This window comes from Macrococcus epidermidis, assembly GCF_003259695.1.
Classification (GTDB): domain Bacteria; phylum Bacillota; class Bacilli; order Staphylococcales; family Staphylococcaceae; genus Macrococcoides; species Macrococcoides epidermidis.
The window spans coordinates 503,663-525,022 of record NZ_PZJH01000001.1 but is presented as its reverse complement, the minus strand read 5'-3'; the positions used below and the strand labels follow the sequence as shown (position 1 = coordinate 525,022).

Below are 21,360 nucleotides of genomic sequence, written 5' to 3'. Positions count from 1 at the left end.
GCCTATTGCAGCAACTTCACTTGTTGAATGAAGTCTTCTCCTCTAACTTCATAGGTCGGATATTGGTCCCAGCTGGCACAAGCTGGGCTTAACAGTACCGTATCGCCTGCCACAGTTTTACCTTTGGTTTGCACTACTGCATCTTTTACATCATCGCAAACTGAATATGGTATATGATGTAATTCTGCAAATGCCTTTAATTTTTCAGTCGTCTGACCAAAAATATACATATGTTTTACATTACTGACATGTTCATCTAAATCTTCAAAACCATTCCCTCTATCTAAACCACCACATAGCCAGTGAATCGGAGCGTGAAATGCATCCAGTGCAAAAGTAGTTGCTAAAGTGTTTGTTGCTTTTGAATCATTAAAATATTTAACATTTTCATGTGTCATCACAAATTGTAATCGATGTTTAATGCCTTCAAAAGACTTCAGCGTAGCAATAATACTTTCATTTGGAATGTCACTTAGTTTAGCAGCCGCAATACTTGATAAAATATTTTCAAGATTATGTTTACCAGGTAACACCACTTCATCTACCCCAATTATAAATTCATCCTGAAAATAAATTTTCCCATCGACAATATAACTTCCGTTGACTTTTTCTTCTGTACTGAAATAAATAATCTGACTATCAATTTTAAAATTATTAAGTAGCTCTTTTTGCTTAAAGTTAAAAATTAAATAATCTTCTGCAGTCTGATTTTTTACGATATTTAATTTTGCACTGACATATTCATTTTGCGAGCCATGATAATCCAGATGCGCTGAATAAATATTAGTAATTAAAGCAATATGTGGTTTAAAATGTCTGATGCCCATCAATTGAAATGATGATAGTTCTGTTACTAATGTATCTTCAGACTTAGCATTTTGTGCAACTAAAGATGCAACAAAGCCGATATTTCCACATAAAAGTCCTGTTTGATTACTATGCTTGAACATATCACCAATCAATGACGTTACAGTCGTCTTTCCATTTGTTCCTGTTATACCGATGATTTTGCCTTCATTAATCTCATATGCAAGTTCCACCTCAGTAATAATTTGAATATTACGGTCAAGTGCTTCTTGAATAAAAGGAATACGATAAGGTATACCTGGATTCTTTACGATAAGATCAATACCGTCTAATAACTCAATTGGATGATGTCCACTTACTACTTTAATTTCAAGCGCTTCTAATTCTTTCGCTTCATTCGTTAAGCTAATATCCTTGCCATCATTCACAGTTACTTTCGCTCCAAGTAAATGTAATAACTTCGCAGTTTCATAACCACTTTTCCCGAGACCAAGTACCAAAATATTTTTTCCCTGATAACTTGTAATATGCTTCACTTAATTCACTCCTAAATAAATCCCAATTAATCCAGAAATAATACCGACTGTCCAGAATACAATTACTATTTTCCATTCAGACCATCCACCTAATTCATAATGGTGATGTAATGGACTCATTCTAAAAATACGTTTACCAGTTAATTTGAATGAGGCAACTTGTAACATTACTGATAAGGTTTCCAGTACAAACATCAACCCGATAAAAATTAAAGTTAATTCTTGATTTAACATGATAGAAACAGTAGCAATTACGCCTCCTAAAGCAAGTGAACCCGTATCTCCCATAAATAATCTCGCTTTATATTTATTATAAATTAAGAATCCACATAAACTACCGATAAGAATCGCTAAGTAATACATCATGCCCTGGCTCATCGTGTGATGTGCTAAATAGAAATAACAACTAAATGCAATGATAGACAATCCTGTTGCCAGACCATCTAAACCATCTGTTAAGTTTACAGCATTTGAAAAACCAACTTGCCAAAATATAATAAACACAACATAGAATATTGATAAAGGAATTCCGATATCTGTAAATGGTAAATTAATTTCATTTGATAAAGAAAGTAAACCGAGTCCATTACTTACAACGTAAAATAAAACTGCAATTAATATCTGGAATAAGAATTTTTGTTTTGATGTTAAACCTTGATTATTTTTCTTTACCACAATGATGTAATCATCTATAAATCCAATTAGCCCAAACCCTAAAGTTACTAAAATCAATAATATAATCGGCCCTTTGTCATCAACAAAAAATGTAGCAATAATACTTAAAAGAATTGTACTGATTAAAAATGTTAATCCACCCATCGTTGGTGTACCACTCTTTTGTTGATGACTTTTCGGACCTTCTTCTCTAATGGACTGTCCGAATTTCATTCGTTTGAGTAATGGGATGAACAAAGGGACTAAAATTGCAGTTAATATAAAACTTGCTACTCCAAAAATTAATGCATTCATATTTTTCACATATCAGTTTGATAACTGATTCCTTTCTATTCCGTAGTATTAGATTCTGTAGAAATTGTTTCGGTTGCTATTTCTTCTGTCGTATTTTCTTCTGTTGTATTATCATTTGAGCTTTGACTAGTTTTTTTATTCTTTTTCGTCTCAGTTTCAAGCTGTTTTTTTAATGCTTTTTCTTCATCCTTTTTATTTGCATCAATAATATTATCATAGGCAGGTGATTGTTTTAAAGGATCAAGTGAGTCCATCGAAACCATTACTTTATCTCCTTTTTTAACAGCAGTATCTGGTGTAATTGACTGTCTTACGACATAACCATTGCCATCAAACTGAACCTTGATTTCTGTTAATTGTTCAAATATCAATAAATCACGTTTTGACCATGACGTCATATCGGGCATTGTTATTTTTCCGTCAGTAAGTAAGAATACTTTGTCACCTTTTAACAATTCTGTCTGATGCGGCGTTTGTCCAGTAACTTTATTACCATCACCAATCACAACGGGTACAAAGCCGCTTCCTTCAATTACTCCACTTGCTTTATCGACATTTGATCCAATTACATCTTCCACTTTTGAAGATAACTTTTTACCTTTATCTTTTGTAGCACCAACATCTAAATATTTCAAAGTATTTTCCATCAATGGCTTATAACCTTTAGATACACCTAAATTATAAGCTTCACCAGCATTTTTTTGAGCTAGAGACATACCATAATAAATAATTACTCTAGGTTTTTTTGCAGGCGCATACCCCATAAAACTTACCATATAAGGCTGATAACCTTTTACATAGCCACCATTTTTCGTATCCGGGACTTGTGCCGTACCCGTTTTACCGGCAATTTTATAATCGTCAATACGGTAATTATAGGCATGCATTTCAGAACCGTAAACTACATCATATAAAGCTTTCATCGTTTTATGCGCTGTCGTTTTTGAAATTGGTCGGCCAATCACTTTTTTCTTACCTTTATAGACAACGCTTTTATCAGGACTAATAATATCTTTTACAAAATACGGACTGAGCATATTTCCATCATTAACAATTGCAGTTTCCGCCTGTATCATCTGGGCAGGACTGACAGTTGTCGATTGTCCAAATGCTGAAACTTTCTTACTTAATTCATCACCCCAGGAAATATGTCCGGTAACTTCTGAATCAAACAGTGAGTTTGTGGATTTGCCGAATCCAAACTTTTCGTAGTAGGATTTCATCTTATCCGTTCCAACGTCATCCTGAAGTTTCATCATTAATACGTTAGAAGATAACTGGAAACCTTTATTCATCGAAATCATGCCCCACCCAACATCATTCCAGTCAGAAATAACACTTCCAGCAACTTCTCTTTCACCTGACTTAAACTTTTCATTTGGTTTATACTTACCTTCTTCAATTGCAGCTGCTAAACCATAAGTTTTAAATGTTGAGCCAGGTTCATATGTATTTTGATAAAGATCATTCGCCCATTTATCACCAAAATTTTCTCGTGTTTGCGGATTAAAAGTTGGTCGCTGACTATAGCCAAGAATTTCACCGGTATTAGCATCTGTTACAACTGCAAATAAATCTTTAGGTTGGTATCGTTTCACCATCAGATCAAGTGAATCTTCAACAAATATTTGGATATTTTTATCGATTGTCAACTTAACATTATCACCATTTACAGCAGGTATTACATTACCTGATTTAGGTAGAACATATTGCCAAATATCTTGTTTATAACTCGTTTTACCTGCTTTACCTGAAAGGTAAGTATCAAATATCTTCTCGGTCCCCATCATACCCTGGATTTGATTAGTCTCTGAATTCTTTTCAGCATAACCTATTAAATGAGATGCAAAATTGCCATTAGGATAAAATCGTTTTTTTTCAGAGAAAAATGTTAGTCCTGGTAACTTTAATTGTTCAATTGCTTTCTTCTGATTAAATGTTAAATCTTTACCTGCTTTTCCAAACTCGACTTGAAACGCTTTTTTTGTGCTAAGTGTTTTCAAGATTGATTTATAAGGCATATCAATTATTTTGCTTAATGCTTTTGCAGTTTTCTTTTTATCTACGACATGACGAGATGGCTTACCTTTCTGACTGATTCGTTTGTCGAGTATAGCAACAAGTTTATATGATTCTATGTCTTCAGCAAGGACCTCACCATTACGATCAAGTATTTTCCCTCTTACAGGTTGATTAACGATACTGCGTACATATTTTTCACTTGCTCGCATTGATAAATCTTGTCCGCTGGAGTGCCCAGTAACCATGACAAAAGAATATTTCAAAATCAATGAAAAAAAGAGCAGTCCGAATAACATTACTAAAAGGACCGCTCCTATTTTATTTTTTCTTATTTTTAACTTAGTTCGTGACATCTTTTTGCACTACCTTTACGTTATCATTATTCAACTCAGTCCGAACGACTTCGCTTTACTATAGACACGTTCATAAGAAGATTGTTTCATCGCTTCTGAATTTAACTCACCATTTACAGATTTTTGATGAACAATTTTTTGTTCAATTGCAGCAATCTTACTATTTGTATGATACGCGTCATATTTTAAAGATAGCATATAAATACTAACTAAAGCAATCAATGTCACCAATGATAAATATACTAATTTCTCTAATTTAGATAACGAAACAACATGGGATTTTGTAACTGTTTTTGTTTCAACTTTGGGTTGTGCTTGTGTCTGTTCATAATAATTTGGATTGATGTATTCTACTGCCATGTTGTCACCTCTTATTTTAATATTTCTACGACTCTAAGTTTTGCGCTGCGTGCTCTATTATTCTCTTCTAGTTCTTGTTCTGTCGATACAATCGGTTTCTTATTAATACGTTTTAATTTCGGCTTGTACTCATCCGGGATAACCGGTAAACCTCTAGGAATATCAGGACCTTTTTCATACTCCTGAAAAACTTGTTTACATAGTCTATCTTCTAATGAATGAAAGGTAATAACTGAAATTCTTCCACCCACATTAACAGAATCAATCGCTTGTTCAATCGACTCTTCAAAAGCACCTAGTTCGTCATTTACCGCAATTCTTATGGCCTGAAAAACTCTTTTAGCAGGATGTCCGCCTGTTCTTCTGGCTGGTGCTGGAATTGCGTCTTTAATAATTTCAACTAAATCAGATGTCGTTTCAATTGGCGTTGTTTCTCTCATATTTTCAATTTTTCGAGCGATTTGTTTAGAAAATTTTTCTTCACCATAACGAAAGAATATTGAAACTAACTTTTCATAAGGCCATTCATTGACTACTTCATATGCTGAAAGCGTTTGTGATTGATCCATTCGCATATCGAGCTTCGCCTCCTGGTGATAACTAAATCCTCTTTCTCCAACATCAAGTTGCGGACTAGAAACCCCTAAGTCATAAAGAATGCCATCTACTTTATCAATATTAAGTTCATTTAAGATAGCTCTTAAATTCCTGAAGTTATCTTTAACGAAAGTTACTTTATCTAAATGATCTTTCAAAATGATGTGTGCATTGTCAATCGCTGTCTGGTCCTGATCAATTGAAATCAATCTACCATTCGTTAATTGCTTGACTAAATAAAGACTATGACCCGCTCCACCTAATGTACAATCAACATATATACCATCCGGTTTAATATTAAGTTGATCGACCGTTTCTTCTAATAACACAGTAATATGATGGAACATGTTTACCTCCTATAAATCAAAATCAATTAACTCTTCAGCAATTTCTTCATAGTGCTCTTCAGTATCTTCGTAGAAATTATCCCAGCTATTTCTGTCCCAAATCTCAATTCGAGTTGAAACGCCTATCACTGTACATTCCTTAGATAAACCAGCATATTCCATTAAATTCTTTGGAATATTAATACGTCCTTGTTTATCTAATTCTACTTCTACTGCACCAGAGAAGAATAAACGCATAAATTTTCTGGCATCTCGTTTAGTTATTGGTAAAGTTTTTAATTTTTCTTCAATTCTTTTCCATTCATCTAAAGGATAGCCAAACAAACACTTATCAAGGCCACGAGTAATAACAAAATGTTCTGTTAATTCATCTCGGAACTTAGCAGGTACAATCATGCGACCTTTGGTATCCAATTGATGTTGATATTCACCCATGAACATAGTCATCACCTAGCCTTAATATAAATTTACCACATCCCACCACTTTCCTCCACTAATTATACAAAACTTTTTTATTTTTTATATGAATACGCAAAAAATCCCCCCACCACGCTAAAAAACGGTGGTGGGGGGAAATCCCAAATATAAAGTTGTAATAAGAAGGTATATCATCTATGGTTTCAAAATCGTATGATCGAACGTGTAGTTATCGATGTTATCAATAACTTCATCCAATATGTTAAAACCATACGTATTGATAAACTGAAGAGGATGCATCATTCTCTCCTGTAATCCTCCACTAGGGTTCATCATGTTGCCGATAGCGTTCAACGCTTTAAAATCAATATCATGATGACGTTTAATATCTTGATGATAGCGTTTCTTAAAATATTCAAACTGACGTTTATGATAATTCAAATTATCCTGTAACAATTGCTTTGTCTCCATTGGAATATCTAATAATTGCATCGCTTCATAATCCACTTCAAGATTTGCAATCGTTTCCTGCATTTGACTGAGCAAAAGTCTATTTTCTTTTGAACCTAAAAAATCTTTCTGAAACTTCTCAATACCATTATGGTAAAGCGAATCAATCGTTATATTAAAACGTCGCATATCCTTTAATAACTTATCATTTGTATAAGTGATACGCATACGTGGGACCACTGGAGGCATTTCAACTTTTGCGAAATCAAAAACCTGCTTTAACTCTCCCCAGTATTTAATTTCCGAAGGGCCACCGACAAATGCTAATGTATTAAATAGCATTTCTTCCATCAATGGACGAGTAACAACATTATTACTGAATAAATGTGGTGCTACTTGTATTTTAGCTCTAATTTCAGCTTTAGTAAAAGTGGCATCCGATTTAGAAAGTTTATATTTACCATCCTGGAACTTTAGTAACTGACGTTTGCCTTCAAATGACATAAATAAATGAACATTTGTTTCAGTTAAAATTTGACGTTCTCCGATAAGGGATTCCATCTTCTCTTGTCCATTTCTAAAAGCTTGATTGATTGCTTCATGGTGATCAAACATCCACACAAGTATGTCTGTTTCCAGCGCACGAACTTCTTTGTTCTGGCTATCAATTAACAGTAAACCATAGTCTTTAAATAACGTATGAATAATGTATTGGAAATGATCCGTCCAGTTTTCTGGCAGATTATTTAAAAGTTTATAAATCGATTTTGTTGAATGAGTTTCTGTTAAACTCGTAATAAAGCGGTCAATCGTAAATTTTAATGCTTCCTGTTCAAAGTTAAGTACAGATACACTATCTGTTACTTCTTCAGTTGGATAATATTTAATTTTATGCACGTTATTTTCCGCTGTAAATACATTAATATGATTCACTTCATCAAAATCATGATCTTCACCTGCAATCCAGAATACAGGTATTATCTCAGTACCTAGTTTCGTTGATTGCTCTTTTGCAAGAATAATTATAGAAATAATTTTATGTATTGTATACATTGGACTGACAAACAGTCCTGCTTGTTGCCCACCGATGACAACTTTATTACCTTCGGCTAAAAGATTGATATTTTCACGTTGTTTTTCACTTAGTTCAAACTTCGACATATATTTCTCAATTACTTTTGAAAGCTCAGATTCAAGACCATTTGATTTATTGTTCATACGCAATTTATAACTTTCATCTTTTGTTACATCATATCTATATTGTGATAACACATCATCCTGATGTGTGTAGCGCTCTATAAAAGTCCCTTTGTTATCTGCTAACTGCTTAATTATCTCCACTTGTCTACACCTCGCATTTTATCATTATTTAGTATAATGATATTCAAGCGCAAATACAATTTTACGGCTTACTCAAAAAAATAAGTGTATCGCAAAAGCGATACACTTATAAAAAAATTATTTAGAAACTACTTCTTTACCATTGTATGAACCACATGATGGACATACACGGTGAGATAATTTCATTTCGCCACATGATGGACATTCAACCATACCAGGTACTGATAATTTGAAGTGTGTACGACGTTTTCTTTTCGCTGTTTTAGATGTTCTTCTAAAAGGAACTGCCATTGTATTTTGCCTCCTATCGATCTAGTTTTCAGACATACTGTCTTTTAAAGCTTGAAGTTTTGCAAGCCTTGGATCAACCTTAGGCTTTTCATCTTCTAATTGACTTTCATCAATTACTTCCCAACCTTTACCTTTTGTTAGCTCTAAATCAACATCCTCTTTTACCACACGTACAGGTTTATTGATTACAACTAACTCTTGAATAACGGGTGTTAAGTCTATAACACCATTCAAAATGGCATGTCTATTCTCATCATATTCAACATAATCGTTATCATCAAAATATTCTACTGATTGGATGTCGAATGGAACTTCCACATCTTCTAATGTTCTTGCACAAGTCATAACGAATTGTCCAGTTACATGTAAATCAGCTACTACTTCGTTTGACTTAGGTGTTAATTTACCTTCCACCTTAATAGGTGATATATCAACTAACTGTAAGCTAGATATTAAATGATTTAAGTTGATTTCTGATTCAAATGGATAACCACTATCACGGTGTTTTCTTAATTCAGCTAATGACCATTTCATATGGTTTCACCTCTTACAAACACAAAATTTATTTTACCTCTTTTAATAACAGTTTGTCAAGAGTTTTTCTTAACAGATATTTCTGTTACAATCATCATTATAAACTGATGGGAGGGGAAATACAATGAAGTCAATCGGAATTATTTGTGAATATAATCCTTTTCATAATGGGCATAAATATCAGATAGAACAAGTAAAAAAATTATACCCTAAAGCAAAAATAGTAGCAATCATGAGTGGACAATTCGTTCAACGTGGTGAACCAGCATTTCTAAATAAATTTATACGTACAAAAATGGCACTTGATCATGTGGACTTAGTTGTTGAACTCCCTCAATTCTATGCAGTAAGTTATGCAGATGACTTTGCTCGTGGTGGTATCATGATCGCTAAAAAACTCGGTCTCGAAGGTTTGTCTTTCGGCAGTGAAAGCGGAGACTTTAACAAAATTGATTTTGAGATAAAGTCACCCACACGTGAAGATATACGTACTGGAGCTGCATATCCAAAATTAATGAGTGCTGGTTTAAAATCAAATGATATATTAGCACATGCTTATTTAAAAGCTACGAGAGAAATATACCCTACCCTCACATTAATTCCCATCTCACGCATCAATAATAATTATGCAGATGAAGTTTTGACAGGTACAATTTCTAGTGCAACTGCAATACGGAAAAATTACTTTAATGATAATGACATTAAAGCGACAATGCCTCACAGTGAATTAATCGTCAATGCAGTCTCTTGGGAAGATTATTTTACACTATTAAAATATCGTATGCTATCCATGAATGTATTTGAACTTCAAGAAATATATACGATGTATGAAGGATTAGAAAATCGATTAAAGAAAGTCATTAGTGAAATTGAAACATTCGACGAATTAATTGAAAAGATGGTATCAAAACGATATACAAAAAGTAGAATTCAACGTTTACTTGTCTATATATTGTTAAATATAAAAGAAAAAGATGTTCCTCGATTAAAAGAAATTACAGCTATACGTGTATTAGGGATGAATGACACAGGACGAAAGTTAATTAAATCAATTGAAGATGTTGTAATCGTGACAAATGTAAACAGAGCGTCGCGTGATTACTTTGCTTTGGAAATAAAAGCTACTGAAATATATAACCTTATAAGTGGTAGCTCGATGACAGACTATAATACGCCAGTTATTTACAAGAGATAACGATAGGGACGCATTAGGAAAGCGGTTGTATTATCTAATTTCTATCGCTTACTCTGCCCCTTGCTTTCAACCTATTGGAAAGTATATAAAATTCAACTACTCCATCAAAAAACCACATCATATCCGGATGTGGTTTTTCAATATGATTTACTTTTCTTCTTCTGCTAATTGCTTATACTTTTCTTTTAGTGCAAGCTCAACATTTTTAGGTACAATACTCGAGACATCTCCATCATATTTCGCAACTTCTTTAACCATACTCGAAGAAATAAATGAATATTGGTTGTTAGTCATCATATATAGTGTTTCTATATCATCGTTTAATTTCTTATTCATACTTGTCAGCTGCATCTCATATTCAAAGTCAGATACTGCACGTAATCCACGTACGATTTGTTTAGCACCTACGCTTTCACAAAAATGCACAAGTAAACCTGAAAAATAATCAACTTTTACATTCGGAATATCTTTAACCGCTTCTTCGATGAGTGCAAGACGTTCTTCTATCGTGAAAAAACCGGTCTTTTTAGCATTATTTAATACAGAGACATGTATTTCATCAAACAATTCACTACTTCGTTGTATGATATCTAAATGTCCTTTTGTGATAGGGTCAAAACTTCCTGGTACTACTGCGATTGTTTTACTCATAATTACCTCTTAATATGATTAATTTTGTAATGCCATATGTTTCATTTTTTATCACTTCAAAGTCAAGCGTATCTATAGCTTCATTCTTCTCACATTCTATAAGGATTTGTCCATCCTCTGCAAGTAAATCAAATGCCTTAATCAATGGTAATGCTTCATTTACGATATTCTTTTGATACGGGGGATCTAAAAAGATCATATTAAATTGAATATCTCTTTTATTTAGAGCCTTTAATGCTCGCTTGTAATCATTCTTATAAATTTCGACTTCTTCGTCAAGAAAAGAAGTATTTTTCTTAATCATCTGTATTGCATCAAAACTACCATCTACAAAAATCACTTTAGAAAGTCCTCTGCTTATCGCTTCTACACCTAATCCACCACTTCCAGCAAATAAATCAAGTCCTATGCCATCCATCGGACCGAGAATATTAAACATCGTTTCTTTAATTTTATCTGTTGTTGGTCTTGAAGTTACTCCTTTTGGCGCAGTTAACTGAAATCGTTTATATTTACCACCAATAACACGCATATATTACTCCTTTTAAATTTAATATCACGGTTCTTTTCATGTATAATAATAATATCAATATATAAAGGAGAACCATAATGAAACAAGCTTTTATTTCGCTCGGCGAAGGATATAGTGATCTTTTCGAACTCGAGCAATTAATGAAATATAATCATGGTCGTACTGATTGTGTCTTATTTTTACATACGACTTTGGAAGAACAGCCTAAAACGTCCGTTGTACTGATTATGAATCCAACAGAAGATGGTAACTTCCAGGCGATGTATAGTATTTTTGAAGGGATAAATTATCCATATCCCGATAGTAACAAACGCTTTGAACTCGTAAAGTCATGGACTGAAAAATATCAGATTCCAGTAAAAGAATTTGATGTAAAAGCAAAGCATTTCTTTTATGAAGATGCACTTTATCATCAGTACTTAATTGGTGTGTTACGACTTCAACGTGTTATTAAACCGATGCATTAAGTTTATTATCACTTGAACTGTAGTCTGTCCTTAATTGTTTATATGGTGAGATAAGAACATTTGTCACAAACTTTAATTTTTCCAATTGTGAAAGTGTATGATCTAACTTATCTTCATTGATATACATTGCGACCCATTTTTCCTTACGATTGCTATGCACAATATGACCATATTTTCGAATTTGACGTTCATGTTTATGACTTTTCAAATAAATAATAAGTTGTTCTCTTTGAACTAATGTCATATGTTTCTTTCCTCTCATTCTGCTTTCTTTTATAGTATCATTTGTTCTGTTAAAATTAAAATAACAAATTTCAGTTGGAGGTACATATTTTGAAAAAAAATACTTTATTAAAAACAATCGCTATAACAGGTCTTACATATTCAGCAGCTGTTGCAGCTACTAAAATGACGAGTAAGCAAAGTGCACGCAATATTAAACCTTTCTTCAGCAAACGTTCACCGTACATATTTGCACATCGCGGAGGATTAAAACTTGCTCCTGAACATACGATGGCCGCATTTAACCAATCACATAAATTAGGCATTGACGGTTTTGAGATTGATATTAGATTAACGAAAGATAATGAAATCGTAGTACTTCATGATGCCCTTGTTGATCGCGTTTCAAATGGTTCTGGTAAAGTATGTGATCATACATTAGAAGAATTGAAGCAGCTTGACTTTGGCTATCATTTTAAAGATATCAATGGAGAATATCCATATCGTGGACATGAAGATGCTAAAATAGTTACTTTAAACGAGTTATTAGATGCTTTTCCTGATTTGCTCATCAACATTGATATTAAAGATAGCAAACAATCAACGCCTGGTAAACTAGCACCTGTGCTATTGTACCGCTTAATTCATTCTAAACAGGCCTTTGACCGTGTTTGCGTAACAAGTTTTGAAGATGAACAAACGTTACGTTTTAATGCGTATGCACATGATCGTGTTGCAGTTGGTGCTGGTCAAAATGAAGTTGCTCGTGCATATTATGCTTTTAATTCAGGGATGAAACATATGTATCAACCTAATGTGGATACGTTCCAAATACCGACACATTATCGTGGTATTCCATTAAATAATGAAAAATTCATTCAGTTTCTTCAAAATTTAAATATCGCAGTAGGATATTGGGTCATCAACAGTATCGATGAAATGGATGCTTTACTAAAAAAAGGTGTACACACTATCGTTACAGATCGCCCTGATATTGCAATGCATTTAATCAATGAGAAGTACAAAAAATAAGTTTAATTAATTAGATAAAGGAATGGCTCGATTAAGCCATTCCTTTATTTTTTATTTCATATATTTCTATACCTCGGTAATGCGTAATATTTTCAATTTGTAAACCCACAGCTTCAAACATTGATTCAAGCTGTTGTCTTCTGTTAAAAAAGAGATTAATTTTATAGTATAAAATAATTTTCCCTTTTTTCTTTATTATTCTTTGAAATTCTTTTATAAGTTCTTCTTTTTCAAGAAAAGTATCAAAAGGTTGATTAATTAATATATAATGAAACTTCTTATCTTTATAAGGCAATGCGTTACTGGAAGCTATTTCATAATTAAAATGAGGATATATATGCATTGAAGTTTGCAAATTTCGAATAGACTGATCCAGAATATAACCTTTAATATTTGTCTGATGGTCAATACTATTCACCCATTTACCGGTATGACATCCAATACATAATACTTTTTGATGATATTTTAAAGTTACATAGTTACCAAGAAATTTTTCAAATATCGGAACAAAAATTAAATCACTATTTTTAGCTTTAAATAAATTTTCATCAGGGCGGTTCAAAAATTTAATTTTCTTTTCCCATTTAGAAATGAGTTTCTTCTCATTTATCTCCATATAAACCTCCTAACTACATCCGCATCCGCTGCTGCATGTATGGGATTCAAAAAATGGATTACCTTTTTCTACCTTTACTTCTGCTGAAACTGATGTAGCAATTATGATAAGAACTTCATCCAGTAAAGTTTGTAATTGTGTTTCAAGAAGTTTCACCTGTGCCACTTCAGGGTGCATATCATATTCTTTTTTCTTCCTTCTTGTTTCAAGCATCACACGCTGATAATCAGGATGATAACGGCCAAATCGGTTTACTTCATCATAGCTTTCTTTTATACGGATGAGTTCTTTTTTTAGCTGCTGTACTTCTTCATTAATACTTAAGTCTAAAAATGCTTTTTTATATGCTTGATAAGACTCACTTTGAAGGATCATTTGATTTAATTCGTCTGCAAGATCCATTACTTCTATAAAATCTATATCATAAATCATAATTCCACTTCCTAATCTACTTGTGTATCTCTGTTTTCATTGTTAATAAAAATTAATGAATAATATGAACCAGAAATTCCTCCACCCATTTCATTGATATTTCTGTAAAGCATATTTTCTCTATGCTCATCAGAGTTTAACCAGCTATTGATTAAACTTGGTACATCATCAAAATTAAACGCGATATTTTGAGATAAATGCAAATAATTAATATCCAGTTTATTTAGTTCACTGCCGATTTCATCTTCAACCTGCTTTACTTTCTTTTGCTTTTCCCTATTTAAAGAAGCAACCTGAAATTGTGCTACATGATTGATTAATTCGTTTGTTTCCAGTGGCTGTCTTCCATTTATTTTACGCATATAATTCGTGATTTCAAACATTGTCAGTACTTTATTACTGTTAATTGCAACTTCATCTTTAGTATGAATTTTGTTATTTGCAGTCTTCTCTATCGTCTTACCTTTACTACTCATCGCATAGGGTTGCATCTGAACGAGTGTATCCGGCTCAATATAACGCATCGCCATTACTTTATTTGAAATTCTATCAATATAAACTTGTACAAAAATATCATCATATTGTATTAAAGTCTGTGTTTTAATATCTACCTCAGTTAACTGAAACTGATATTCTGACTGTTTTGTTTTGATTATGGGTTCACTTACAATCGCATTTCCATTAAAGATATTATCTGCACTTTGTCCAATTTTAAACGGATAACTTTTTGCATTTTTACCCGTTGCATAGGCCATTACAATTTTTTTATTAATGACACCAAGTATGTAATATTGATCTTTAAACTCATAAACAAAATTCTTATAATTAAAATTTGAATCATATATTCGTTTTGGATAACCATATTGTTCTGTAAACTGATCTATATTTTTACCGATGTAAACTCCAAGACCTTTACTAAGTTTTGGTCTTTTCACTGTATTTTTAGATGAAGGTTTGATATCTTCATTTGAAATCTTCTCTTTTGCGGGATTTTCTAATACATCAAATTTTAATGAAGGTGAATAAAATAAATAAAATAAAAATACACCCATTAAAAAAATTAGCAGAAGTTTAATTAAAATACTTTTCAAAAACACACCTTCTTTTTCTATTTCTTAACACTATTCTAACATTATTTGAAATGAAATGAATATTCGATTGCATCAATAACGATTTTATCTTAAAATTGAAGATAGAATGATTTAGGGAGGAACTTAGAATGGTATTCACAAATTCAGGGATTGAAACAATCGTAGCTGAACAATCTTTAATCCAGCATGTAATGAATAAACACGGTTTAGTATTAGGGGGACATTGGGATTTTGAACGTGCTACTTATGATTTAAAATATGAATTATCAGAAGGTATTTATTATTTACGTATTCCTGGTTACGCTATTGATGGTGATGTCGGCGCTAGAAATGCTACTTTGCAAATGATGGATCCATATTTAGGTAAACACTATTATCCAACTGGTGTCGAATACGGAGAAGATGAATATTTTAGTGATGCATTAGTTGAACATTGTAAACGTACGATTACTAGCATCTATAATGATATTAAAGCGATTCAAGCATAATTCTAGTTAACTAAGCGTGAACAAATTCATTTGTCTCACGCTATTTTTATTACCAAAGAAGAGGTGATGTCATGGTAAAAAAATGGCTGAATAAACGCACATTACTCATTATTTCTTTAATCGCTATTGCGATACTATTTTTATATTTTATTATCCCAATATCTATTCCTCTTATATCAGCTTTAGTAATTGCATTGATGATAGAACCTTTTGTTAAAATACTCGAGAAGAAAGTTGGAAGCAGAAAGTGGAGTGTTACAATCATTTACTCTACGATACTCGTTTCAATACTATTATTTACTTATTTCTTCTTAACAAAATTAATTGAACACATCATTCAATTCTCTAAAGATTTACCGAATAAGATGAACAATTTGATGGCAGTATGGGACAAGGTAGAAATAAAAATTTCTAAGATGATTCCAGAAAGTATCGCTTCATCTTTATTTGACGAGATCCAGAATTTCTTATTTTCAATGCAAGATTCTATTTTAAATTACTTTAATGTAGAACGCATAACTTCACTTGTTGCCAGTCTTCCAGAGACCTTTATCTCTGGCTTAGTATTTCTCGTTGCTTTATTTTTATTTATGTTAGAAATACCTAAGATGCACCAATTTATTAAAAACCATATGTATGATACAACCTACAACAAGACAAGTTTTGTGTGGAATCGCGTTACGTCTTCCATCTTTGGGATGATGCGTGCTGCTGTAATTCTTTCAGGAATTACTTGGTTTTTTACGTTTATCGGATTACTATTTATTACACCTAAAAATGCCCTTGTCCTGTCATTTATTATTTGTCTAGTCGATCTATTGCCTATTATTGGAGCTACCGGCATAACGATACCATGGGCAATTTACGCATATGTGACAGGGGACGTTGGATTAGCGTTAAAATTAATCGTACTCTCAACATTTTTACTCGTACAACGTAAAGTATTAGAACCAAAAATTATGGGTAACGGTGTTGGACTTAGTCCTTTACCTACATTAATTGCAATGTATATCGGTTTAAAATTAATGGGATTTGTAGGATTCTTTATCGGCCCGATTCTGTTAATTATTATATTAACAATTATTGAATCAGGTGCTATAAAAACGAATATAAAAATTTAACTTCATCTATATCAAAAAAGATCATCTCAATTGAGATGATCTTTTTTAAAATCCTAATATTGCTTTAATTACAGAAGTCGTTTCGCCACCATGGTAGAATACATAAAGTAGTAGGTATACCGCTACACCGGTGATTGCTGTAAAAAACCAGATGATTGATGTGACCGGTCCAAATTTTCTATGAATATTAAGTTTATCTTTCAAGCCTGTATAGATATTTAATATTCCCATTACAGCACCTATCGTTGCTAAAGTAATGTGAAAAATTAAAAATACAGTATAATAAATTTTAATATTATCTGGCCCACCAAATGATGTATTGCCAATAAAAATTGTTCTTGAAGCATATATGATAAAGAAAATTGTCGCTGCAACACCTGCTGCGAGCATCACTTTTTTATGTGCTTCAATTCGTCCTTTAGCCACCAAATACCAGCCGATAGCGACCAGTATAGCACTGATGACAATAAATGTAGTACTGATTGTTGGTAAGATTGGTAAACTCATATTGTCCCCCTATTCAAATTCTCTGAAATAAGCATCTTGCTTTCTTTTTTCTTCTAAGCTCAGACGTGTAATTTCGTCAGGATCTAATCTTTCAGAACGAGACCAGTTGACGAAAATATAATAGAACATAAAACCAAAGAATATTTCTTGTAATACTTTCATGATTACTCCACCAGTTTGCTGATCATCTTTAGGTGTCATATTAGTAAAATATTGTGGACCGCTAATACCTGAATTTTGTAAAACATCATTTAATGTCCCTGTCGGCACACATAAACTCATTGCACTCATCCAGGCTTTCGGATCTGTATAAGTCTTATACATTGGATGCTGTGCAAATATAATCAATCCACATGATGGTGTAAGTAATACACCGATTGCAAAAATATATCCTAATTTCATTAGACCAGATAACTGTTTCTTCGTTTCACCTTTTTGATTAAAAATCGGATACCACATTGTAAAAGCAGTAATCGATAATAAAATCGTATATAGTGAATGTGGTGTTGCATTTTGTTTTAAAAAATCTAGTACAATCGGTAAATGGTACAATGAAAAGAATGCATTGAAAGTAACCAGGGCAATAATTGGTCGTGTCATAAATTGAAATACGGGCTTAACATACGGAAGATTGATTACATATTCTATTAAGTAATTCGGAATTGCAAAATAGAATAACGGCATCATAAGTAAATACAAGACTGCCATCTGTAACATATGAAAGCTAAAAATAATATGACTCAGTAAATCAATTGGTGCACCTTTCATGATATAAAGCAGAATCATTAAGAAAATGAATAAAATCCCTTCTGATTTCTTGAGAGGACGTCCGCCCGGGATATCTTTATACCACTTCACAGTAATTAGAAAAAAGACAATGGTTGCAAATATGATTGCAACTAAGAAAAATGGACTCCAGTTTGCTAAAAATCCAAAAATTGAGATAGATCGAATACTACCCATATTATCACTCCATAAAATATACTGTTACCATTATAACGTAAATTATGTCAGTTAAGTGGATAAAATTTATCAAATTCTTGACGAAATCGTGATAAGAAAAAAACTGAGACAAAGTGTCTCAGTTTTTAAATATTTACTTTAATAATGGCTCACCTAACCAAGTGATATATAATGCCATTACTACAAACGTCCCGGCAATAAACAAACCAGAAAGCATCATTAACTTAGCTGCCCCATGTCCTGGATGTTTCATATGCATGAAGTAATAAAACTGCAAGATGACTTGAATTAAAGCCATTAATAATACTGCAGGAATAACGAATTCTTTACTTAATCCAGCTGCTACCATTGCAAAAGCAATTAATGTTAAGAATATCATAACAGCAAATGTTGTTACCTGCATTCTCATTTCTTCAGTTCTTGTTCTTTTTTCGAAATTATAACGTTCCTGATTAAACTTTAAGTTGTGGTTAGTTTCATTTGACATTATCCTAACACCCCTAACAAGTAAACTACTGTGAAGATAAATACCCACACGACATCAATGAAATGCCAGTATAAAGCAGCAGTATTGAACTTCGCAGCGTTGTATACACTTAATCCACGTTTCATATTACGGATGATTAAAAGTGTAATCCATGTTAAACCTATAATTACGTGGAAACCGTGAGTTCCTACTAAGAAGTAGAAAGCTGAACCGAACGCACTTGATCTAAATGTATGTCCTTGATGAATATATTCAGCGAACTCATAAATTTCTAATCCCAAGAATCCTAAACCTAAAATTACTGTAACAATAAACCATGTAATCATTTTACCGAAATCATAGTTTTTCATATGATAAAGTGCATATACACTCGTTAATGAAGATGTTAATAATAACATCGTCATTACAAATGCTAAAGGTAAATGGAATAAATCTTTAGCTAATAGATGATCTTCACTCGGTACATGATCTTTTAAAGCTAAATAAGTAGCGAATAAAGATGCGAATAATGCAGTCTCTCCACCAAGGAATACCCAGAATCCTAATAACTTATTTTTACCTTCTAAAGAAGCTGTTTCAGGATGACTTGGCCATCTTTCAACCGTCATTTTCTCTTCGTGATGTGCCATTATTTAACACCTCTTTCGTACTCAATTAACTCATCTTTAGTAATATGATAACCTAAATCATCTTTTAGTGAACGCGCAATCATTGCGCCTGCTGTAATCGCTAAACCTAAAGTTAATACAAATGGAGCCCAAGGTTGAGCTGGTAAATCTTTTACTGCATCTAACGCCCATTTTTGACCATCAGCTAAGTATAAAGCACCAAAAGCTGCTACAAATAATCCAAGTGATTGCATAAATGGCAAGATTGAATTATTAGGCATATGAATATCACCTAAAGATTCTGCAGGTAAAATCTCACCGTTACCTTGTTTTTTCTCTAAATCAAATGCATCTAATCCACGCACAAGTGGTGTTTGAGCAAAGTTATAGAATGGAACTGGTTGTGGTAGTGACCATTCTAAAGTACGACCATCGCCCCAAGCGTCACGACCAACTTTTGGCGCTTTAGCTAAAGTGATTACTACGTTGATTAATAAGATAATTACTGCGACAGCCATTGTTAATGCACCGATAGTAGATACTAAGTTAAATGTATCGTAACCTTGACCAGGTAAATATGTGAATACACGTCTTGGCATACCCCATAAACCTAAGAAATGTTGTACTAAGAATGTTAAATGGAAACCAATAACGAATAATACAAAAGAAATTTTACCTAATTTTTCACTTAAAATCTTACCGAACATTAATGGGAAGTAGAAATGGAATCCTGCAAGTAATGCGAATACTACCCCACCTACGATAACGTAATGGAAATGCGCTACGATAAAGTAAGAATCGTGATATTGATAGTCAGCTGGCGCCGAAGCTTGCATTACACCAGTAACACCACCCATAACGAATGATGGGATAAATGCTAATGCATAAAGCATCGGCGTTGTAAATTCGATACTACCGCCCCAGATTGTTAATAACCAGTTAAAGATCTTAACACCTGTTGGTACTGCGATTGCCATAGTAGCTACTGCGAAAATTGCATTTGCTGTTGGACCCATACCTACTGTGAACATATGGTGAGCCCATACCATGAATCCTAAGAAACCGATTAATACTGTAGCGAATACCATCGCTGAATAACCAAATAGTCGTTTTCTAGAGAATGTAGAGAAAATCTCTGAGAAAATACCGAACGCTGGTAATACTAAGATGTATACTTCTGGATGACCAAAGATCCAGAATAAATGTTCCCAGATAATTGTATTACCACCTTGTGAGACTACGAAGAATCCTGTACCGAACATTCTATCGAAAATTAATAAGAATAATCCGATTGTAAGTGGTGGGAATGCGAATACGATTAATACTGAAGCAACAAACGTTGTCCACGTGAATAATGGCATACGCATATAAGTCATACCAGGTGCGCGCATATTCATAATTGTAACGATAAAGTTAATCCCTGCAATTAATGTACCGGCACCAGAAATTTGTAAACCTAAAGCATAGAAATCAATACCGTGTCCAGGTGATGCTAAAGATAATGAAGCATATGATGTCCAACCTGCGTCAGGTGCTCCACCTAGGATCCAAGATAAGTTTAAGAATATTCCACCAAAGAAGAATAACCAAAAACCTAATGCATTTAAGAATGGGAATGCTACGTCACGTGCACCAATTTGTAAAGGTACTGCAGCGTTCATAAATGCGAATAACAACGGCATAGCCGCTAAGAAAATCATTGTTGTACCATGCATCGTAATTATTTCATTAAATAGACCTGCTGAAACAAAATCATTTTCAGGAACAGCAAGTTGAATTCGAATAATCATTGCTTCAATACCACCCATGGCAAAGAATAATCCACCCATGATAAGATATAATATTGCAATTTTTTTATGGTCAACTGTTGTTAAATATTCCATAATTAAACCACGTTTTTTTTGTGTAGCCAATTGTGTAACCT

At 33.0% G+C, this 21,360-nt stretch carries 24 protein-coding genes and 1 pseudogene; 5 read left to right on the top strand and 20 right to left on the bottom strand.

Annotated elements, in window-relative coordinates:
- Nucleotides 1-2 precede the first annotated feature (2 nt).
- The 9 genes and pseudogenes from murD to BHU61_RS02730 all read right to left on the bottom strand — a co-directional run bounded on the left by murD (nucleotide 3) and on the right by BHU61_RS02730 (nucleotide 9,024).
- Entirely contained in the window at nucleotides 3-1,343 is a 1,341-nt protein-coding gene (murD, locus tag BHU61_RS02770; protein WP_111714507.1) for a UDP-N-acetylmuramoyl-L-alanine--D-glutamate ligase, read from the bottom strand.
- On the bottom strand, nucleotides 1,344-2,312 hold the full coding sequence (gene mraY, locus BHU61_RS02765; RefSeq protein WP_111714506.1) for a phospho-N-acetylmuramoyl-pentapeptide-transferase: 969 nt from the start codon (nucleotides 2,310-2,312) through the stop codon (nucleotides 1,344-1,346).
- A 35-nt stretch (nucleotides 2,313-2,347) separates the two neighbouring features.
- On the bottom strand, nucleotides 2,348-4,687 hold the full coding sequence (locus BHU61_RS02760) for a penicillin-binding protein (protein WP_111714505.1): 2,340 nt from the start codon (nucleotides 4,685-4,687) through the stop codon (nucleotides 2,348-2,350).
- A pseudogene (gene ftsL, locus BHU61_RS02755) lies at nucleotides 4,674-5,047 on the bottom strand (cell division protein FtsL). The gene BHU61_RS02760 and the pseudogene ftsL overlap by 14 nt, the downstream one beginning before the upstream one ends.
- 11 nt (nucleotides 5,048-5,058) lie before the next feature.
- Nucleotides 5,059-5,991, bottom strand: a complete 933-nt coding sequence (gene rsmH, locus BHU61_RS02750; protein WP_111714504.1) for a 16S rRNA (cytosine(1402)-N(4))-methyltransferase RsmH — start codon at nucleotides 5,989-5,991, stop codon at nucleotides 5,059-5,061.
- A gap of 9 nt (nucleotides 5,992-6,000) precedes the next feature.
- Nucleotides 6,001-6,432 (bottom strand): division/cell wall cluster transcriptional repressor MraZ, encoded by a 432-nt coding sequence (gene mraZ / locus BHU61_RS02745; protein ID WP_099580773.1) that lies wholly within the window; start codon nucleotides 6,430-6,432, stop codon nucleotides 6,001-6,003.
- A 171-nt stretch (nucleotides 6,433-6,603) separates the two neighbouring features.
- The gene (gene bshC / locus BHU61_RS02740) at nucleotides 6,604-8,199 is read right to left on the bottom strand and encodes a bacillithiol biosynthesis cysteine-adding enzyme BshC (RefSeq protein WP_111714503.1); all 1,596 of its coding nucleotides are present in this window, start codon (nucleotides 8,197-8,199) and stop codon (nucleotides 6,604-6,606) included.
- Nucleotides 8,200-8,316: 117 nt separating this feature from the next.
- A complete protein-coding gene (rpmF, locus tag BHU61_RS02735; protein ID WP_041635879.1) occupies nucleotides 8,317-8,490 on the bottom strand; it encodes a 50S ribosomal protein L32 in 174 nt (57 codons plus the stop codon).
- A gap of 21 nt (nucleotides 8,491-8,511) precedes the next feature.
- On the bottom strand, nucleotides 8,512-9,024 hold the full coding sequence (locus BHU61_RS02730; RefSeq protein ID WP_099580767.1) for a YceD family protein: 513 nt from the start codon (nucleotides 9,022-9,024) through the stop codon (nucleotides 8,512-8,514).
- Nucleotides 9,025-9,148: 124 nt separating this feature from the next.
- Between BHU61_RS02730 and BHU61_RS02725 the strand changes: the two genes are divergently transcribed.
- Nucleotides 9,149-10,219 (top strand): tRNA(Met) cytidine acetate ligase, encoded by a 1,071-nt coding sequence (locus BHU61_RS02725; protein ID WP_111714502.1) that lies wholly within the window; start codon nucleotides 9,149-9,151, stop codon nucleotides 10,217-10,219.
- Between the two features lie 147 nt (nucleotides 10,220-10,366).
- Here BHU61_RS02725 and coaD read toward each other — a convergent pair whose 3' ends face one another.
- Both coaD and rsmD read right to left on the bottom strand, forming a co-directional pair.
- A complete protein-coding gene (coaD, locus tag BHU61_RS02720) occupies nucleotides 10,367-10,870 on the bottom strand; it encodes a pantetheine-phosphate adenylyltransferase (protein WP_111714501.1) in 504 nt (167 codons plus the stop codon).
- A complete protein-coding gene (gene rsmD / locus BHU61_RS02715; protein WP_099580761.1) occupies nucleotides 10,863-11,402 on the bottom strand; it encodes a 16S rRNA (guanine(966)-N(2))-methyltransferase RsmD in 540 nt (179 codons plus the stop codon). The genes coaD and rsmD overlap by 8 nt, the downstream gene beginning before the upstream one ends.
- A gap of 77 nt (nucleotides 11,403-11,479) precedes the next feature.
- Here rsmD and BHU61_RS02710 point away from each other — a divergent pair, with 77 nt between their 5' ends.
- On the top strand, nucleotides 11,480-11,869 hold the full coding sequence (locus BHU61_RS02710; RefSeq protein ID WP_111714500.1) for a DUF7147 family protein: 390 nt from the start codon (nucleotides 11,480-11,482) through the stop codon (nucleotides 11,867-11,869).
- Here BHU61_RS02710 and BHU61_RS02705 read toward each other — a convergent pair.
- Nucleotides 11,853-12,113, bottom strand: a complete 261-nt coding sequence (locus tag BHU61_RS02705) for a DUF2129 domain-containing protein (protein WP_099580757.1) — start codon at nucleotides 12,111-12,113, stop codon at nucleotides 11,853-11,855. The genes BHU61_RS02710 and BHU61_RS02705 overlap by 17 nt on opposite strands.
- An 89-nt stretch (nucleotides 12,114-12,202) precedes the next feature.
- Between BHU61_RS02705 and BHU61_RS02700 the strand changes: the two genes are divergently transcribed.
- Nucleotides 12,203-13,123: a glycerophosphodiester phosphodiesterase family protein gene (locus BHU61_RS02700; protein ID WP_239242902.1), complete on the top strand. Its 921-nt coding sequence runs from the start codon at nucleotides 12,203-12,205 to the stop codon at nucleotides 13,121-13,123.
- 31 nt (nucleotides 13,124-13,154) lie between these two features.
- Here the strand turns inward: BHU61_RS02700 and BHU61_RS02695 are convergent, their stop codons facing one another.
- Genes BHU61_RS02695 through BHU61_RS02685 form a run of 3 tightly spaced genes read right to left on the bottom strand, consistent with a single transcriptional unit; the run spans nucleotide 13,155 to nucleotide 15,262 of the window.
- Nucleotides 13,155-13,739: a methyltransferase domain-containing protein gene (locus BHU61_RS02695; protein ID WP_111714499.1), complete on the bottom strand. Its 585-nt coding sequence runs from the start codon at nucleotides 13,737-13,739 to the stop codon at nucleotides 13,155-13,157.
- A 9-nt stretch (nucleotides 13,740-13,748) separates the two neighbouring features.
- Complete coding sequence (locus tag BHU61_RS02690) at nucleotides 13,749-14,171, bottom strand: YlbF/YmcA family competence regulator (RefSeq protein WP_239242901.1); 423 nt, start codon at nucleotides 14,169-14,171, stop codon at nucleotides 13,749-13,751.
- 11 nt (nucleotides 14,172-14,182) lie between these two features.
- On the bottom strand, nucleotides 14,183-15,262 hold the full coding sequence (locus tag BHU61_RS02685) for a CAP-associated domain-containing protein (protein WP_111714498.1): 1,080 nt from the start codon (nucleotides 15,260-15,262) through the stop codon (nucleotides 14,183-14,185).
- Nucleotides 15,263-15,390: 128 nt separating this feature from the next.
- On the opposite strand from BHU61_RS02685, the gene BHU61_RS02680 reads away from it, so the two are divergent.
- Both BHU61_RS02680 and ytvI read left to right on the top strand, forming a co-directional pair.
- Nucleotides 15,391-15,750, top strand: coding sequence for a YugN family protein (locus BHU61_RS02680; RefSeq protein ID WP_096076864.1), 360 nt, complete (start codon nucleotides 15,391-15,393; stop codon nucleotides 15,748-15,750).
- Between the two features lie 71 nt (nucleotides 15,751-15,821).
- The gene (ytvI, locus tag BHU61_RS02675; RefSeq protein ID WP_111714497.1) at nucleotides 15,822-16,871 is read left to right on the top strand and encodes a sporulation integral membrane protein YtvI; all 1,050 of its coding nucleotides are present in this window, start codon (nucleotides 15,822-15,824) and stop codon (nucleotides 16,869-16,871) included.
- Nucleotides 16,872-16,916: 45 nt separating this feature from the next.
- On the opposite strand, the gene BHU61_RS02670 is transcribed toward ytvI, so the two are convergent.
- From BHU61_RS02670 to ctaD, 5 genes are all read right to left on the bottom strand, one after another.
- Nucleotides 16,917-17,378, bottom strand: a complete 462-nt coding sequence (locus BHU61_RS02670; protein WP_111714496.1) for a DUF420 domain-containing protein — start codon at nucleotides 17,376-17,378, stop codon at nucleotides 16,917-16,919.
- 9 nt (nucleotides 17,379-17,387) lie between these two features.
- Nucleotides 17,388-18,341: a cytochrome c oxidase assembly factor CtaG gene (gene ctaG, locus BHU61_RS02665; protein WP_111714495.1), complete on the bottom strand. Its 954-nt coding sequence runs from the start codon at nucleotides 18,339-18,341 to the stop codon at nucleotides 17,388-17,390.
- A 133-nt stretch (nucleotides 18,342-18,474) separates the two neighbouring features.
- The gene (locus tag BHU61_RS02660) at nucleotides 18,475-18,828 is read right to left on the bottom strand and encodes a cytochrome C oxidase subunit IV family protein (RefSeq protein WP_111714494.1); all 354 of its coding nucleotides are present in this window, start codon (nucleotides 18,826-18,828) and stop codon (nucleotides 18,475-18,477) included.
- Nucleotides 18,828-19,457, bottom strand: a complete 630-nt coding sequence (locus BHU61_RS02655; RefSeq protein ID WP_111714493.1) for a cytochrome (ubi)quinol oxidase subunit III — start codon at nucleotides 19,455-19,457, stop codon at nucleotides 18,828-18,830. The genes BHU61_RS02660 and BHU61_RS02655 overlap by 1 nt, the downstream gene beginning before the upstream one ends.
- On the bottom strand, nucleotides 19,457-21,319 hold the full coding sequence (ctaD, locus tag BHU61_RS02650; RefSeq protein ID WP_170122476.1) for a cytochrome c oxidase subunit I: 1,863 nt from the start codon (nucleotides 21,317-21,319) through the stop codon (nucleotides 19,457-19,459). The genes BHU61_RS02655 and ctaD overlap by 1 nt, the downstream gene beginning before the upstream one ends.
- Between the last annotated feature and the right edge of the window lie 41 nt (nucleotides 21,320-21,360).

Bases quoted from the DNA above. Each gene is read 5' to 3' on its own strand.
- mraY (WP_111714506.1), bottom strand. From the start codon at position 2,312: ATGAATGCATTAATTTTTGGAGTAGCAAGTTTTATATTAACTGCAATT.
- BHU61_RS02760 (WP_111714505.1), bottom strand. From the start codon at position 4,687: ATGTCACGAACTAAGTTAAAAATAAGAAAAAATAAAATAGGAGCGGTC.
- rsmH (WP_111714504.1), bottom strand. From the start codon at position 5,991: ATGTTCCATCATATTACTGTGTTATTAGAAGAAACGGTCGATCAACTT.
- mraZ (WP_099580773.1), bottom strand. From the start codon at position 6,432: ATGTTCATGGGTGAATATCAACATCAATTGGATACCAAAGGTCGCATG.
- rpmF (WP_041635879.1), bottom strand. From the start codon at position 8,490: ATGGCAGTTCCTTTTAGAAGAACATCTAAAACAGCGAAAAGAAAACGT.
- BHU61_RS02730 (WP_099580767.1), bottom strand. From the start codon at position 9,024: ATGAAATGGTCATTAGCTGAATTAAGAAAACACCGTGATAGTGGTTAT.
- BHU61_RS02725 (WP_111714502.1), top strand. From the start codon at position 9,149: ATGAAGTCAATCGGAATTATTTGTGAATATAATCCTTTTCATAATGGG.
- coaD (WP_111714501.1), bottom strand. From the start codon at position 10,870: ATGAGTAAAACAATCGCAGTAGTACCAGGAAGTTTTGACCCTATCACA.
- rsmD (WP_099580761.1), bottom strand. From the start codon at position 11,402: ATGCGTGTTATTGGTGGTAAATATAAACGATTTCAGTTAACTGCGCCA.
- BHU61_RS02710 (WP_111714500.1), top strand. From the start codon at position 11,480: ATGAAACAAGCTTTTATTTCGCTCGGCGAAGGATATAGTGATCTTTTC.
- BHU61_RS02705 (WP_099580757.1), bottom strand. From the start codon at position 12,113: ATGACATTAGTTCAAAGAGAACAACTTATTATTTATTTGAAAAGTCAT.
- BHU61_RS02695 (WP_111714499.1), bottom strand. From the start codon at position 13,739: ATGGAGATAAATGAGAAGAAACTCATTTCTAAATGGGAAAAGAAAATT.
- BHU61_RS02690 (WP_239242901.1), bottom strand. From the start codon at position 14,171: ATGATTTATGATATAGATTTTATAGAAGTAATGGATCTTGCAGACGAA.
- BHU61_RS02680 (WP_096076864.1), top strand. From the start codon at position 15,391: ATGGTATTCACAAATTCAGGGATTGAAACAATCGTAGCTGAACAATCT.
- ytvI (WP_111714497.1), top strand. From the start codon at position 15,822: ATGGTAAAAAAATGGCTGAATAAACGCACATTACTCATTATTTCTTTA.
- BHU61_RS02670 (WP_111714496.1), bottom strand. From the start codon at position 17,378: ATGAGTTTACCAATCTTACCAACAATCAGTACTACATTTATTGTCATC.
- ctaG (WP_111714495.1), bottom strand. From the start codon at position 18,341: ATGGGTAGTATTCGATCTATCTCAATTTTTGGATTTTTAGCAAACTGG.
- BHU61_RS02660 (WP_111714494.1), bottom strand. From the start codon at position 18,828: ATGTCAAATGAAACTAACCACAACTTAAAGTTTAATCAGGAACGTTAT.
- BHU61_RS02655 (WP_111714493.1), bottom strand. From the start codon at position 19,457: ATGGCACATCACGAAGAGAAAATGACGGTTGAAAGATGGCCAAGTCAT.
- ctaD (WP_170122476.1), bottom strand. From the start codon at position 21,319: ATGGAATATTTAACAACAGTTGACCATAAAAAAATTGCAATATTATAT.